14 protein-coding genes and 1 pseudogene are annotated in these 14,079 nt (G+C 70.4%); 5 read left to right on the top strand and 10 right to left on the bottom strand.

Annotation, left to right across the window (positions count from 1 at the left end):
- The 7 genes from AOK17_RS45210 to AOK17_RS45175 all read right to left on the bottom strand — a co-directional run.
- The coding region (locus AOK17_RS45210) for a hypothetical protein (RefSeq protein WP_055618479.1) at window positions 1–535 on the bottom strand (535 nt) is incomplete at its 3' end.
- A 393-nt stretch (window positions 536–928) separates the two neighbouring features.
- Entirely contained in the window at window positions 929–1,612 is a 684-nt protein-coding gene (locus AOK17_RS45200; RefSeq protein ID WP_055618477.1) for a uracil-DNA glycosylase, read from the bottom strand.
- 140 nt (window positions 1,613–1,752) lie between these two features.
- Complete coding sequence (locus AOK17_RS45195) at window positions 1,753–3,333, bottom strand: ABC transporter substrate-binding protein (RefSeq protein WP_055618476.1); 1,581 nt, start codon at window positions 3,331–3,333, stop codon at window positions 1,753–1,755.
- A gap of 209 nt (window positions 3,334–3,542) precedes the next feature.
- Window positions 3,543–4,298: an SDR family oxidoreductase gene (locus tag AOK17_RS45190; protein WP_055618475.1), complete on the bottom strand. Its 756-nt coding sequence runs from the start codon at window positions 4,296–4,298 to the stop codon at window positions 3,543–3,545.
- Window positions 4,299–4,316: 18 nt separating this feature from the next.
- Window positions 4,317–5,078, bottom strand: coding sequence for a 3-oxoacyl-ACP reductase FabG (gene fabG, locus AOK17_RS45185; RefSeq protein WP_055618474.1), 762 nt, complete (start codon window positions 5,076–5,078; stop codon window positions 4,317–4,319).
- Between the two features lie 157 nt (window positions 5,079–5,235).
- Window positions 5,236–5,637 carry a DUF3037 domain-containing protein gene (locus AOK17_RS45180; protein ID WP_055618473.1) on the bottom strand — a complete coding sequence of 134 codons (402 nt, stop codon included), beginning with the start codon at window positions 5,635–5,637 and terminating at the stop codon, window positions 5,236–5,238.
- On the bottom strand, window positions 5,634–6,401 hold the full coding sequence (locus tag AOK17_RS45175) for a HipA family kinase (protein WP_055618472.1): 768 nt from the start codon (window positions 6,399–6,401) through the stop codon (window positions 5,634–5,636). The genes AOK17_RS45180 and AOK17_RS45175 overlap by 4 nt, the downstream gene beginning before the upstream one ends.
- A 51-nt stretch (window positions 6,402–6,452) precedes the next feature.
- Here AOK17_RS45175 and AOK17_RS45170 point away from each other — a divergent pair, with 51 nt between their 5' ends.
- Together AOK17_RS45170 and AOK17_RS45165 are read left to right on the top strand one after the other, a co-directional pair.
- The gene (locus AOK17_RS45170; RefSeq protein WP_055618471.1) at window positions 6,453–8,558 is read left to right on the top strand and encodes a prolyl oligopeptidase family serine peptidase; all 2,106 of its coding nucleotides are present in this window, start codon (window positions 6,453–6,455) and stop codon (window positions 8,556–8,558) included.
- A 99-nt stretch (window positions 8,559–8,657) separates the two neighbouring features.
- On the top strand, window positions 8,658–9,107 hold the full coding sequence (locus AOK17_RS45165) for a Rieske (2Fe-2S) protein (protein WP_055618470.1): 450 nt from the start codon (window positions 8,658–8,660) through the stop codon (window positions 9,105–9,107).
- On the opposite strand, the gene AOK17_RS45160 is transcribed toward AOK17_RS45165, so the two are convergent.
- A complete protein-coding gene (locus AOK17_RS45160; RefSeq protein ID WP_055618469.1) occupies window positions 9,094–9,744 on the bottom strand; it encodes a cysteine hydrolase family protein in 651 nt (216 codons plus the stop codon). The genes AOK17_RS45165 and AOK17_RS45160 overlap by 14 nt on opposite strands.
- Before the next feature lie 144 nt (window positions 9,745–9,888).
- Between AOK17_RS45160 and AOK17_RS45155 the strand changes: the two genes are divergently transcribed.
- Entirely contained in the window at window positions 9,889–10,356 is a 468-nt protein-coding gene (locus AOK17_RS45155) for a pyridoxamine 5'-phosphate oxidase family protein (RefSeq protein ID WP_055618468.1), read from the top strand.
- A gap of 82 nt (window positions 10,357–10,438) precedes the next feature.
- Here AOK17_RS45155 and AOK17_RS45150 read toward each other — a convergent pair whose 3' ends face one another.
- Window positions 10,439–11,341: a LysR family transcriptional regulator gene (locus tag AOK17_RS45150; RefSeq protein ID WP_055618467.1), complete on the bottom strand. Its 903-nt coding sequence runs from the start codon at window positions 11,339–11,341 to the stop codon at window positions 10,439–10,441.
- 75 nt (window positions 11,342–11,416) lie between these two features.
- On the opposite strand from AOK17_RS45150, the gene AOK17_RS45145 reads away from it, so the two are divergent.
- The gene (locus AOK17_RS45145) at window positions 11,417–12,412 is read left to right on the top strand and encodes a DMT family transporter (RefSeq protein ID WP_079053656.1); all 996 of its coding nucleotides are present in this window, start codon (window positions 11,417–11,419) and stop codon (window positions 12,410–12,412) included.
- Window positions 12,413–12,486: 74 nt separating this feature from the next.
- On the opposite strand, the gene AOK17_RS45140 is transcribed toward AOK17_RS45145, so the two are convergent.
- Window positions 12,487–13,818, bottom strand: coding sequence for an aminotransferase class I/II-fold pyridoxal phosphate-dependent enzyme (locus AOK17_RS45140; RefSeq protein ID WP_055618465.1), 1,332 nt, complete (start codon window positions 13,816–13,818; stop codon window positions 12,487–12,489).
- Window positions 13,819–13,932: 114 nt separating this feature from the next.
- Here AOK17_RS45140 and AOK17_RS53065 point away from each other — a divergent pair.
- A pseudogene (locus AOK17_RS53065) lies at window positions 13,933–14,079 on the top strand (pyridoxamine 5'-phosphate oxidase family protein); the annotation flags it as partial.

Genomic DNA, 14,079 nt, shown 5'->3' with positions numbered 1-14,079 from the left:
GTTCGGGCGCCCCGCCCGACGGCCCCTCCTCGTCGAGCCTCAGCGCCAGGCGGCCGATGCCCGCCCGGACACCGTCCCCGTACGCGTCGTCGCCGAGGACGCCCACGGTGTCGCGGGCCCGGCGCAGATGACTGCGGGCGGCCTCGGAGCGGCCGAGGTTCGCGTAGTCGACGGCGAGGCTCAGATGCAGGGAGGGGTAGAAGGCCCGCACCGCGAGAGACTGCTGCTGCTCCACGAGCCGCGCGTCCGTCGACTCGTTCATCCGCGCGTCCGTCGACCCGTCCGTCAGAGTGTCCGCCGCCGACAAGGCCCGCAGGTCCCAGGCCAGTTCGTCCGAGGGGTCGTCCTGGGCGTCGGCCATGTAGTGCGCGAGGGTGCAGCGGTGCAGCGCGTCGCCGTCCTCGCCGATCTCGGTCCACAGGTCCAGGAAGCGGCCTCGGGCCTCCTCGCGGTCACCGCCGTGGAGGAGCATGGCGACCTGCCCGATCCTGGTCATCATCGCGTCCGCCGCCGCCTGTTCCTGTTGCTCCGCCACCGGGTCGTCCTCCACGCTCGTCCGCCGGCCGCAGCGCCCGCGCCGGTCGTTCCGTCACCTCTCCCGACGCTAACGGCAGACACTGACATTCGAGCTCAGGCAGCCCCGGGGGCCCCGCGTGCCACTGGGCCAGGCCGGTGACGGACGGCCCACCGACCGGCCGGACCGGACCGGACCTGCCTGCCAGCCGGACCGGACCACCGACCGGATCAGGCACACCGACCGGCCGGATCGGTCCGGCGGACCAGCCGGACCGATCCCCCTCACCAACAGAACCCGGCCCGGCGTGCGGCCGGACCGGGTCCTCGTGACAGCGGCCCACGACGGCGGCCGTGGCACACGCCGCGGTGACAGGGGCGTCATGGGATGCCGGGATGACGGCGTGACGTGATGTCAGCCCAGGTCAGGGATCCGCCAGTCGATCGCGTCGTGACCCTGCTTGGCGACCGCCTCGTTGATCTGTGTGAACGGATGCGAGCCGAAAAACTTCTTCGCGGACAGCGGCGAGGGGTGGGCGCCCTTCACCACGATGTGCCGCTCCCCGTCGATGAGCGGGAGCTTCTTCTGCGCGTAGTTGCCCCACAGGACGAAGACCGCCGGGTCGGGCCGGTCGGCCACGGCCCGGATCACCGCGTCCGTGAACTTCTCCCAGCCCTTCCCCTTGTGCGAGTTGGCCTCGCCGGAGCGGACCGTCAGCACCGCGTTGAGCAGCAGGACGCCCTGCTGGGCCCACGGCATCAGATAGCCGTTGTCGGGGATCGGTGTGCCGAGCTCCGCCTGCATCTCCTTGTAGATGTTGCGCAGCGAGGGCGGGGTCTTCACGCCCGGACGGACCGAGAAGCACAGGCCGTGGCCCTGGCCCTCGCCGTGGTACGGGTCCTGGCCGAGGACGAGCACCTTCACGCTCTCGTACGGCGTCGCCTCCAGCGCGGCGAAGACCTCCTCGCGCGGCGGGTAGACGGGACCCTTCTCGCGCTCCTCCTCGACGAACTCGGTGAGCTCCTTGAAGTAGGGCTTCTGGAGCTCTTCGCCCAGGACGCCGCGCCAGGACTCGGGCAGCATGGCGGTGTCGGTCACGTCAACTTCCTCCGGTGTGCGCTCACTTCACGGCCGCGGAACACACGGCCGTGGGTGGCCGCGCGAGGCGCGGCCACCGTCAGAGCACAGAACCTACAGGCGCCCACTGACAATCGGGCCCGAGTGCCCAAGTGCCCGCGCTACCAGCTGGTCTTCCAGTACAGCTCCCACATCGCCATCATCGTCGCCGGGTCGATGGCGTTCTCGGCGCCGCCGATCTCCTCGTTCGCGGCGACGTGCTGCTTGCCCTGCCACAGCGGCAGCAGGCGGGCGTCGTCGAGGAGGATCTGCTGGGCCTTCTCGAACTCCGGGGCCACCGCCCCGCGGTCGCTCTCCCGGCGCGAGTCGGGTATCAGCTTGCCGGTGATCTCAGGGGTGTCGTACGGCGTGCCGAGCGCGTTCTGCTCGCCCACGAAGGGGGCGATGAAGTTGTCGGCGTCCGGGAAGTCGGGGAACCAGCCGCGCCCGAAGACCGGGTACTCGCCTTTCTGGTAGCCCCCGACGTACGTCTTCCAGGGGCGGCTCTTGAGCGTGACCTTGAACAGGTCGTCGGCCTCCAGCTGCCGCTTCAGTTCCTCGAAGGCCGGCTTGGTCTGGGAGCCGTAGCGGTCGGTGGTGTACCAGAGGGTGAGCGGGACGGCCTCGGTGATGCCGTCGTCCGCCAGGATCTGCCTGGCCTTGGTGGCGCTGGGGTTCCCGAAGTCGTCGAAGAAGCCCGTGGTGTGGCCCACCAGGCCCTTGGGGATCATCGAGTACAGCGGCTCGACGGTGTCCTTGTAGATGTTGTGGGCGAGCGCGGGCCGGTCGACGATCTGGGCGATCGCCTTGCGGACCGAGATCTTCTTGGCCCACGGGTCCTTGGGGTTGAACACCAGGTAGCTGATCTCGGTGGTGGGGTTCTCGACGAGCTGGAGACCCTCGTCCCCGCTGTTGTCCTGGATGTCCACGATGTCCGAGGCGCGCAGACCGCGGTAGACGACGTCGATCTGCTTGGCCCGGAGGGCGTCGGCCATCGCGGCCGAGTCCCGGAAGTAGCGGATGGTGACGGCGTTGTTCTTCCGGTCCGCGATCCCCTTGTAGTTGCCGTTCTTGACGAGCTCGGCCTGCTTGCCCTCTTCGTAGGACTCCAGGTTGTACGGCCCCGACCCGGTGACCTTGCCGTCCTTGCGGAGCGCGTTCGCGGGGTACTCCTCGGGGTCCACGATCGACATGGCGGGCGTGGAGAGCACGAAGGGGAACGTCGCGTCGGGCTGGTTGAGATGGAAGACGACCTCCTGGTCGCCCTTCGCCTCGACGCGGGAGAGGCTGTTCAGCAGACCGGCGGGGCCGCCGTTGACGTTGATCTTCTTGATCCGGTCGATGGAGTACTTGACGGCCTTCGCGTCCAGCTTGTGCCCGTTGGAGAACTTCAGTCCCGTACGCAGCTTGCAGCTGTACACGGTGCTCGAACCGTTGGTGAACTGGCAGCTCTCGGCGGCGTCGGGTTCGGGCTCGGACGCGCCGGCGGGGAAGTTCAGAAGAGCCTGGTGAACGTTGCGGAACAACTCCCACGAGTTGTCCCAGGAGGCCGCCGGATCCAGCGTGCTGGGCTCACTCGTCGTCCCCACGAGGATCGACTTCCCCTCGTCGGAAGAGTCCGAGGAGAATACGCCGCATCCGGCGACCAGGGATATGGACGTGATCGCCCCCATCTGACGCAGGTATCTGTCCCGCTTGAACACGCGCACGCTCCTCGATCGGCCATACCACAAGGGTGGGCGCACGATACCGCAGCGCCCGGCCGCATGGGCCTTCACACTGGCAGGGCCCTTGATCAGCAAGTATCGCGGAACGTGTCGGAACGGTCTCTTTCCTGGTAGGCCCCTGGACAGGCGGACGCCCGGGCGTTTTTCGGCCAAGCCGCCCGGGCGTCCGCGATCGAGTTCCGTTGTCAGACTCCGGCGTTGAGGAACTTCCCGCCGTCGACCACCAGCGTCTGCCCGGTGATCCAGTCCGACTGTTCCGAGGTCAGGAACGCGGCGGTGCCGCCGATGTCCGACGGCACGCCGAGCCGGCCAAGGGGGTAGCCGGCAGCCGCCTCCTCCTCGCGGCCCTCGTACAGGGCCTTGGCGAACTGCGTCTTGACGACGGCGGGCGCGATGGAGTTGACCCGTACCTTGGGCGCGAACTCGTGCGCCAGCTGAAGCGTCAGGTTGATCATCGCGGCCTTGCTGATGCCGTACGCCCCAATGAACGGCGAGGCCTGGACGCCCGCGAGCGAGGAGATGTTGACGATCGCGCCGCCGTTCTCGCTCTGCCACGCCTTCCACGTCCGCTGGGCGAAGCCGAGCGCGGAGACGACGTTGGTCTCGAACACCTTGCGTGCCACGTTGAGGTCGAGGTCGGCGATCGGCCCGAACACCGGGTTCGTACCGGCGTTGTTGACCAGGAAGTCGATACGGCCGAAGGCTTCCATGGTGCGCTCGACGGCGATTGCCTGGTGGGCCTCGTCGTGGGCCTTGCCCGCGACGCCGATCACGCGGTCGGCGCCGAGTGTCTCGACTGCCTCCTTGAGCGCGTCCTCGTTGCGGCCGGTGATGCACACCCGGTCGCCGCGGGCGAGCAGCGCCTCGGCGACGCCGTAGCCGATGCCGCGGCTCGCACCGGTGATGAGGGCGACCTTGCCGGAGAGTTCCACAGTGGTCATGTTCCTGTTCCCCCGGCCCTAGTTGAGCGGTCCGCCGGCCACGTACAGCACCTGGCCGGAGACGAAGCCGGCCGCGTCGCCCGTGAAGAAGGCGATCGCGTTGGCGATGTCGTCCGGGTTGCCTACGCGCTGGACGGGGATCTGGGTGGCTGCCGCGGCCTGGAACTCCTCGAAGCCCATACCGACCCGCTCGGCGGTGGCGGCGGTCATGTCGGTGACGATGAAGCCGGGCGCGACGGCGTTCGCGGTGACGCCGAACTTGCCGAGCTCGAACGCGAGGGTCTTGGTGAAGCCCTGCAGACCGGCCTTGGCGGCGGAGTAGTTCACCTGGCCGCGGTTGCCGAGCGCCGAGGAGGAGGAGAGGTTGACGACACGGCCGAACTTGGCGTCCACCATGTACTTCTGGACGGCCCGCGTCATCAGGAAGGAGCCGCGCAGGTGCACGTTCAGGACCGTGTCCCAGTCCGACACGCTCATCTTGAACAGCAGGTTGTCACGGAGCACGCCCGCGTTGTTCACCAGGATCGTCGGCGCCCCGAGCTCCTCGGCGACGCGCGCCACGGCGGCCTCGACCTGCGCCTCGTCGGAGACGTCGGCGCCCACCGCGATCGCCCTGCCGCCGGCGGCGGTGATCTTCTCCACGGTGTCCTTGCACGCGGCCTCGTCGAGGTCGATCACCGCGACGGCGCGGCCCTCGGCGGCCAGTCGTACGGCGGTCGCGGCGCCGATGCCGCGCGCGGCACCGGTGACTACGGCGACGCGCTGCTCTGAGGTGGACATTGCTGGTTCTCCTCGCCCTTGGGAAGCCCTTGAAAGACCAAACCTGCGGCTCTCACGGTACGCCCCTCTGGTGAGCGACCGCTTAGTACCTTCAGCAGACGTGACGCTAGAAGCCTTGGCACCCAGTGTCAACGGCCTGCTCGGCCGGTGTGAGCCATTACCTGACCAGCAGGTCGAGCAGCCGCACAGCCTCGGCGGCGGGATCCGCCGTGAGCCCGGTGTGCACGGGCCCCGGCTGGACGACCGTGGAGCGGGGCGCGATCAGCCAGCGGAAGCGCCGCCCGGCGTCGTCGCGCGCGGCCTGACCCGCCGCCGCTCCCCCGGCGCAGACGCTCTCGACGGCCCGCAGAGCGGCGCGCACCCCGGGCGCGTCCGCCTCCGGGTCGAGGGCCCGCAGCTTGGTCTCGTCGAGATGGGTGTGGGCAGCCACGAAGGACTTCGCGCGGCAGTACACGAGCACGCCCGCGTTGAAGTACTCCCCGCGCTCGACGCGCGGAACGACCCGCAGCAGCGCGTACTCGTAGACATCGCGACCGTCACGGCCGTCGCGCTCGCTCACTTCGTGCCCTCCTGGCTCGTCCGGACGCGCTCGTGAATCGTGGCGGCGCGGGCGAGCAGCGGCTCGGCGTACGCGCGCCTGAGCGCGTCCGTCGACTCGAACCCCGGCTCGTCCCGCAGCCACTCCTCCGGGATCGCCGCGGTCACCTCGGCGAGCAGTTCCTCGGTGACACGGGGCGCCAACTCCGCGGCGGCGGAGGTGATGTCGGGGCCGAACGGCGCGAGTGCGTGGTCGGAGGCGTCGTACGGCTTGGCCGCGGAGGCCGTCGCCCCGGGCCAGTTGTGGTGCCAGATCATGGTGGCGCCGTGGTCGATGAGCCACAGATCGCCGTTCCGGACCAGCATGTTAGGGTTCCGCCACGATCGGTCGACATTGTTGACCAGCGCGTCGAACCAGACGATTCTCCCGGCTTCTTCCGGGCTCACCTGGTGCGCGAGGGCGTCGAAGCCGATCGACCGGGAGAGGAAATCCATCCCGAGATTCAGCCCCCCGCTCGACTTGAGCAACTCCTGCACTTCCTGGTCCGGTTCACCGAGCCCGATCACCGGATCGAGCCCGATCGTGACCAGGCCGGGTACGCGCAGGCCCAGGCGACGGGCGAGTTCACCACAGACCACCTCCGCGACGAGGGTCTTCCGCCCCTGTCCGGCGCCGGTGAACTTCATGACGTACGTCCCGAGATCGTCGGCCTCGACGAGCCCCGGCAGCGAGCCGCCCTCACGCAACGGCGTGACATAGCGGGTCGCGCTGACTTCCTTGAGCATCGCCCCAGGTTACTGGGGCGTTCCCCGTCCACTCGCACGAAGGGATCACCTGTGACCGCCGAAGACCTGCCCCTGCAGCACGCCCGTACGAAACGCTTCTCCCTCGGTGTGCCGCGCGGTTTCACCGTCTCGCCGGACGGCGACCGCGTCGTCTTCCTGCGCACCACGAGCGGCCGCTCCACGACGAGCCTGCTGTGGCTGTACGAGAACGGCGAGGAGCGGCTGCTCGCCGACCCGCTCGCGCTCGGCGACGACGGCGAGGTCCCGGAGGCCGAACGCATCCGGCGCGAGCGGGCGCGCGAGACGAGCGCGGGGATCGTCTCGTACGCCGCCGACGCGGCCGTCCGCCTGGTCGTGTTCGCCCTCTCGGGCGCCCTGTGGGCCGTACGCACGGACGAGGGCGTCCCGCACCGGATCCCCACCGCGGGCCCGGTCGTCGCCCCGCGCCCGAGCCCCGACGGCTCCCGCATCGCGTACGTGAGTGACGGCGCGCTTCGCGTCGTACGCATCGACGGCACGGCCGACCGCGCGCTGGCCAGGCCGGAGGGCCCGGAGATCACGTACGGGCTCTCCGACCACGTCTCGGCCGAGTCGCTGCACCGCACAGGGTCCTTCTGGTGGTCGCCGGACGGGGACGCGCTGCTGGTGGTACGCGTCGACAACTCACCCGTCCAGCAGTGGTTCATCGGCGATCCGGCGAACCCGACACGTCCGCCGCGTGCGATCCGGTACCCGGCCGCGGGCACCGCCAACGCCGAGCTGTCGCTGCACGTGGTGGGCCTCGACGGCGAGCGCGTCGAGGTGCGGCTCCCCGAGGAAGCTTCCGGGCCGCATCCGGTGGGTGAGTGGACCGACCCGTCCTTCGAGTACGTCGTGCACGCGGCCTGGGACGACGCCGGGCCCTCCGCCGTCGTGCAGACCCGGGACCAGCGCTCGGCGTATCTGCTCCGGATCGGTTCCTCCACGGGCCTGACCACGACGCTCCACCATCTCCGGGACGCCGCCTGGCTGGAGTTCATACCCGGAACCCCGGCCACCACCGCCACCGCCGGTCTCGTCCTCACCACCCAGGAGGGCTCGCGCGGACTGCTGCTGACCGAAACGGGGGTGCGCACCCCGGAGAGCATGTACGTCCACGAACTGCTCGGCGTGGTGGGCGACCGGCTCTACTTCACGGCGTCCGAGGAGCCGACGGAGACGCACGTCTGGTCGTACGACCCGGAGAAGGGCTTCGAGCGGCTGACCGACGAGCCGGGCGTGCACCGTGCCACCATCGGGGGCGACACCGCCGTCCTGGACAGCACCACCCTCGACGGGCAGACGGTGACGGTGCATCGGGACGGCGGACCGGCCGGGCGGATCCGGGTGCTGGCCGAGCGGCCCGTGACCGAGCCTCGCCCCCGGTTCCTGACCCTGGGCGAGCGGGAGTTGCGGGCGGCGCTGTACCTGCCGACGTCGTACGAACCGGGGGCGGGCCGACTGCCCGTGATCGTGCACTCGTACTCGGGGCCCGGCGCGCAGAAGGTCGTGCAGGCCGCCGCCTGGCACCACGCCGTGAACCAGTGGTTCGCCGACCAGGGCTTCGCGGTGCTGTGCGTCGACGGACGGGGCACTCCGGGTCGCGACCGGGCCTGGGAGACCGCCATCCACGGGGACCAGCTGATGCCCGTGATCGAGGACCAGGCGGACGCCGTACGCGCGGCAGCGGAGCTCTTCCCCGATCTGGACACGGGACGCGTGGCCATCCGGGGCTGGTCCTTCGGCGGCTATCTCGCAGCGGGGGCCGTGCTGCACCGGCCCGACGTGTTCCACGCGGCGGTCGCGGGCGCGGCGCCGACCGATCTGCGGCTGTACGACACGCACTGGAAGGAGCGGTTCATGGGCCACCCGGACGTCCAGGCGGAGGACTACGAACGCTGCTCCCTGGTGGCCCACGCGCACAAGTTGACGCGACCCTTGATGCTCGTACATGGGATGGCCGACGACAATGTGGCGCCCGCACACATGTTGCGGTTCTCGGCGGCGCTGCTCGCCGCGGGCCGGCCGCACACCGTGCTTCCGCTGCCGGGAGCCACGCACTCGGTGACACAGGAGGGCGTGATAGACACCCTGCTCAGGCTGGATCTCGATTTCATCAAGAAGTCGCTCGATTCCTGAACCGCCTGAACTGCGCGGGTGACGTACCCGTACCCCTTGTTGGATCAACACACAACTTCACAAACGCGCATCTGCACATCTGTGGAAGGGACCGCCACTATGTCCAGCGAATCGCTCAAACCTGCGCCGGCGCTCTGCCGTCGCACCCTCCTGGCAGCACTCGGCGGGGCCGGTATCGCCGCCACGCTCACCGCCTGCGGGGGCTCCGACGACAGTTCGTCCGGCTCCTCCGACGCTTCCGCGTCGTCGGGCTCCGGCGGCGGCGCGGCGCTGGCCAAGACCACCGACATCCCGGAGGGCGGCGGCAAGATATTCGCCGACCAGGGGGTGGTCGTCACACAGCCGACGGCCGGTGAGTTCAAGGCCTACTCGACGGTGTGCCCGCACCAGAAGCAGCAGATCAACAGCGTCGCCGACGGCACCATCACCTGCCCCGCCCACGGCAGCCAGTTCAACGCCGCGGACGGCAGCGTCAAGAAGGGGCCCGCGACCAGTGGCCTCACCGCCGCCAAGATCACCGTCAGCGGGGACTCGATCACGCTCGGCTGACCCGGCGGGGTCGCTTGAGACAGGCCAGTACCTCGTCCGTGGTGGCGACGGTGGCCACCAGGGCGAGCGTGTTGCGGATCATCGCGGGGGTGTAGTCGGAAGGCACCCCCGCGATGGCGTCGCTCGGGACGACGACCGTGTAGCCGCGGTTCACCGCGTCGAACACCGCGTTGGGCACGGCCACATTGGCGGAGACACCGGTCACGATCAGCGTCCGGCAGCCGAGGTTGCGCAGCAGCGCGTCGACATCGGTACCGGCGAGCGGCGAAAGACCGTGCAGACGGCGTACGACGAGATCCTCGTCGGCGACCTCGATGGGCGGCGCGACACGTACCGCGGTGGTCCCCGACAACTGCCGCACCGGCAACCGCTCGGCCGCGCGGAACAACCGGGCGTTGTGGTTGGCCCCCCGTCCGTCGGGACGGCGCTCGGCGACCGCGTGCATGACCTGTACGCCGCTCTCGTGGGCCGCCGTGACGAGACGGGCGACCTGGGCGAGCGCGCCCGAGGCACGGAACTCCTTGGCCAGTTCGGGCAACGCGCTGTCCGGGCCCACGACACCCTGCTGGCACTCGACGGTCAGCAGGACCGTGGTCGCGGGGTCGAGGAGTTCACTGAGCTGCTCGTGCGACGGCATGGGCTCCCCCTGTCACGGGTGGTCCCCGGACCCTGCGCGGCCCGGTCGACCTGGTCTGCGGTGGCGGGCGAGCGTAACCACCATTGCGTACGGACGGAAGACACCCCATGCTTTTCTGACGTCACGTCAGAAATGGGGAACCGTATGGCCGTCACTCAGCGCCGGGGCCGAAGGATCATGATGACACCCGACGAGCTCGACGAGTTCCTGACCACCCAACGCACCTGCCGGGTGGCGACCGTGTCGGCCGACGGCGCGCCGCACGTCAGCACGCTCTGGTTCGTCTGGGACGGCAAGTCCCTCTGGCTGTACTCGATCACCCGCAGCAAACGCTGGTCCGACCTGCGCCGCGACCCCCGCGTCGCGGTCGTCGTCGACACCGGCGAGGAGTACGACGACCTGCGGGGCGTCGAACTCTCAGGCACCGTCGAGTTCATCGGCGAGGCCCCCCGCACGGGCGAGCCCTACCCCGAACTCGACTCCGTGGAGCGCCTGTTCGCCCGCAAGAACTTCGCCCTCGACGAAATGCCCCACGACGGCAGACACGCCTGGATGCGCCTGACACCGGTGGCAACGGCGTCATGGGACTTCCGCAAACTCGCTTCGTTGTGAGGAGGGGCGGGGCGCCCGCGCCCCTATAAGGGGCGCGGGGAACTGCGCACCCAGCCACAACCATCCCGCACCCAAAAACCGCCTAAGAAACCCGCACCCCCGCGGAGCGCAACGCATCCACAGCGGCCCGGATCGCCGGCCGCCGATCCGCATCGGCCCGCCACACCGCATACACATGCCGCGTCACACGCGGCCGAACCGGCACGGTCCGCACCCCGGCCGGCACAGGATCCCGCCCGAGGCGGGGCGCCACGCACACCCCGAGCCCCGCCGCGACCATCGCGAGCTGCGTGTGATGCTCCACCGCCCGGTGCGCGATGACCGGCTCGATCCCCTTGCCCCGCAGCGTGAAGAGCAGCCACTCGTGGCAGAACTCCCCCTCGTCCCAGGCGATCCACTCGTCGTCGACGAAATCCGCCAGGTCCACCTCCGGACGATCGGCGAGGCGATGCCCGACAGGCAGCGCCAGATCGGTGGGATCGTCGAGAAGCGAGGCCTTGACCAGACCGTCCGGCAGCGGCAACGGCTTGTTGTACCAGTCGAGAACGACCGCCAGATCGAGGTCGCCGCGCGTCACCAAGGCGACCCCGGTCTCCGGCTCCAGCTCACGCGAGCGAACCCGCAGCCCGGGATGCTCGGCACGCAGCGCGGCAAGGGCCGTGGGGAACAGCCCGCGCGCCGCCGTGGGGAACGCGGCGAGCCTCAACTCCCCCATCACCTGCCCGCGCTGGGCCTCCAGATCGGACTGGGCGAGCTCGACCTGGGACAGGATGCGCGCGGCATGGTCGGCGAGCAGCCGCCCCGCGTCGGTGAGCCGCACCCCCCGCCCGTTCTTGGCGAGCAGTTGCTGCCCGACTTCCCGCTCCAGCTTGGACATCTGCTGGGACACGGCGGAGGTCGTCACATGCAGCCCCTCGGCCGCACCGCTGACCGAGCCGTGCCGGGCCAGGGCGTCGAGGGTACGCAGGCGCTCCAGATTCAACATGTAAGCAATACTACGAGGTACCGCGATAGAAGTCTCGCTTGTGCTACGAGATCGTGATCCCCCATCGTGGTCCTCATGAGCGCCGCGACCGAGCCCCAGACTTCTCCCGTCCCCTTGTCGACCGCACCGCCGGGCTCACTCCGCACCGCCCCGCCTCTTCGCCGTCGCCGAGCCCTCGACTGGCGCCTCCGCTTCGCCGGTCTGTCCCTGATCTGGGGTTTCAGCTTCCTCCTGATCAAGGTCGGCACGAATGGCTACGCCCCCTTCCAAGTGACGTTCGGCCGCCTGCTGTTCGGGACGCTGGTGCTCGCGGTCGCCATCGCCTGGAAGCGGGACCGACTGCCGAGCGGAGCGCGCACCTGGGGTCACCTGGCGGTCTCGGCCCTGCTCCTCAACGCCCTGCCGTTCTCGCTGTTCGCGTACTCCGAGCTGACGATTCCGTCCACGCTGGCGGGTATCTGCAACGCGACCTCACCCCTGTGGGGCATGGCCCTGTCGCTGGTCGCCCTCTCCGAGGACCGGCCCACCCGCCGCCGGGTCGCGGGCCTCGGCCTCGGCTTCCTCGGCGTGCTGACGGTGCTCGGCGCCTGGCAGGGCTTCCACGGCCTGGACGCCGCGGGCACCGCGATGGCCCTGCTGGCGTCGCTCAGTTACCCGATCGGCTGGATCTACATCCGCCGCACACTGGCCGGCTCGAGCCACTCCAACCTCTCGCTGACCGGCGCCCAGCTGCTGCTCGCGACGGCCCAACTGGCAGTCGTCACCCCGCTGTTCACGACCCTGCCGACCCACTTCCCGCTCGTACCGCTGCTCGCGATCATCGCGTTGGGCACGCTCGGCACGGGCCTCGCCCTTCTCATCCAGTACGGCCTGGTCGCCGAGGTCGGTCCCACGACGGCCCAGATGGTCACGTACTTCATCCCGGTCATCGCCACCGCCGCGGGCGTCGCGATCCTCGGTGAGTCGCTGGCCTGGTCGACACCGGTGGGCGCGGTCATCGTGCTGGTGGGCGCCGCACTCACCCAGTCCAGGCCCACCAGGCCCACCAAGCCCGCCAGGCCCAAGCCCTGAGCCCACCGCACGACCCCGCGACCGCGTCATCAGGTCCCCGGCTCCCCCGCTCCCCGGTTCGCCGCGCCCCGGACTCAGACGTACCGGCGATCGGGTGCCGGCCCGACCGCGGCGGCGACCGCGTCCGCCAACGCCCCGACCTCGTCCGGCGCGAGGGTCGAGACGGTGATCCGCAGCCCAGGTGGCGCGTTCATCCGGAAGCGGGCCCCCGGAGCGACGGCCCAGCCCGCGTGCAGCAGTCGCGCGACGGCCCCGGTCTCGTCCGGCACGGGCACCCACACGTTCATCCCGCTGCGCCCGTACGCCTCGACGCCCCGCTCCGCGAGCGCGCCGATCAACGCGTCCCGCCGCCGCCCGTAGGCCGCCGCCACGACCCGCACGTCCACCGCGCCGCCGGCCCACAGCCCGGCAACGGCCCGTTGCAGCAGCCGGCTCACCCATCCCGGCCCCAGGCGCTGCCGCCCCTGCACACGGTCCATGGTGACGGAGTCGCCGGTGAGCACGGCAAGCCGCAGATCGGGCCCGTACGCCTTGGCGACCGAGCGCAGGAACGCCCAGTGCCGGGTCACGCCGGCCAGCGGATGCAGGGGCAGGTCGACGATGCGATGCCCGTGGTCGTCCTCGACGAGCAGGGTCTCCGGGTACTGGGCCAGCACGGAACGCAGGGCACGCGCGCGCGTGGCGCTCACCGCGGCGCCGGTCGGGTTCTGCGCGCGGTCGGTGACGATCAGGGCCCGCGCCCCGCCCTCCAGCGCGGCTCGTACGTCGTCGGGCAGCGGCCCCTCCTCGTCGACGCCGACCGGAACCGCGCGCAGCCCGAGCGCCGGGATCAGATCGAGCACACTGCGCCAGCCGGGGTCCTCGTGGGCGACGGCGTCACCGGGCCTCAGATGCACGGCCAGCACCCGCTCGATGGCGTCGAGCGACCCCGAGGTGACCACGACCGGCCCGTCAGGCACGCCGTCCGCGTCCAGGTCCGCACGCGCGAGGCGCGCCAACTCCGGCTCCACGGCGGCCTCTCCGTAGAGCACCGGCTCCCGGTCCGCGTGGGCCCCGGCCGCCGCGAACACTCCGGCGAGCGCGGGCAGCAGCGCCGGGTCCGGGTTGCCGTCGGTCAGGTTCCGTACGCCCGGCGGCACATCCAGTCGGGAGATCTCCCGAGCGGTCGTCACCGGCTTGGACCGTACGCGGCTGCCGCGCCGGCCCGCCGTCTCGATCACTCCGCGCTCACGCAGAGTGCGATAGGCCGCCGCGACGGTATTGGCATTCACCCCGAGCCGACCCGCCAACTCCCGCATCGGCGGCAGCAGTTGACCGGGTTCCAACTCCCCCGAACCCACCGCACGCTCGACGCTGGCCGCAATCTCAGCTGCGCGCCTACCCTCGATCCGATACTCTTCTAGCACAAAGCAGAGTATGCACTAGTGCAATAAGCCACGCAAGGCGAGCACGGCGTACCCGCCGGAACAGATGACGGCGTACGCGCCGGAACAGACGACGACACAGCCCTGGAGAGCACCATGACGGAGACGGCCGCCCCGCGCCCCGCCACCTACACCCCGACCGACCGCACCGTCCCCACCCGCTCCAAGGAGCGCGCCGCGTACGACCACGAGATGGTGCACTCGATCCTCGACGAGGGGTACGTCTGCCATCTGGGCTTCGTC

The sequence above is a fragment of the Streptomyces phaeochromogenes genome, assembly GCF_001418655.1.
In the GTDB taxonomy this organism is placed as follows: Bacteria; Actinomycetota; Actinomycetes; order Streptomycetales; family Streptomycetaceae; genus Streptomyces; species Streptomyces phaeochromogenes.
Note: the sequence above shows the minus strand (reverse complement) of the source record. Positions and strands in the feature narration are given on the sequence as shown.

Coding starts and splice junctions, on each gene's coding strand:
- AOK17_RS45145 (WP_079053656.1), top strand. CDS start 11,417: ATGAGCGCCGCGACCGAGCCCCAGACTTCTCCCGTCCCCTTGTCGACC.
- AOK17_RS45175 (WP_055618472.1), bottom strand. CDS start 6,401: ATGCTCAAGGAAGTCAGCGCGACCCGCTATGTCACGCCGTTGCGTGAG.
- AOK17_RS45160 (WP_055618469.1), bottom strand. CDS start 9,744: ATGCCGTCGCACGAGCAGCTCAGTGAACTCCTCGACCCCGCGACCACG.
- AOK17_RS45190 (WP_055618475.1), bottom strand. CDS start 4,298: ATGACCACTGTGGAACTCTCCGGCAAGGTCGCCCTCATCACCGGTGCG.
- AOK17_RS45155 (WP_055618468.1), top strand. CDS start 9,889: ATGGCCGTCACTCAGCGCCGGGGCCGAAGGATCATGATGACACCCGAC.
- AOK17_RS45165 (WP_055618470.1), top strand. CDS start 8,658: ATGTCCAGCGAATCGCTCAAACCTGCGCCGGCGCTCTGCCGTCGCACC.
- fabG (WP_055618474.1), bottom strand. CDS start 5,078: ATGTCCACCTCAGAGCAGCGCGTCGCCGTAGTCACCGGTGCCGCGCGC.
- AOK17_RS45150 (WP_055618467.1), bottom strand. CDS start 11,341: ATGTTGAATCTGGAGCGCCTGCGTACCCTCGACGCCCTGGCCCGGCAC.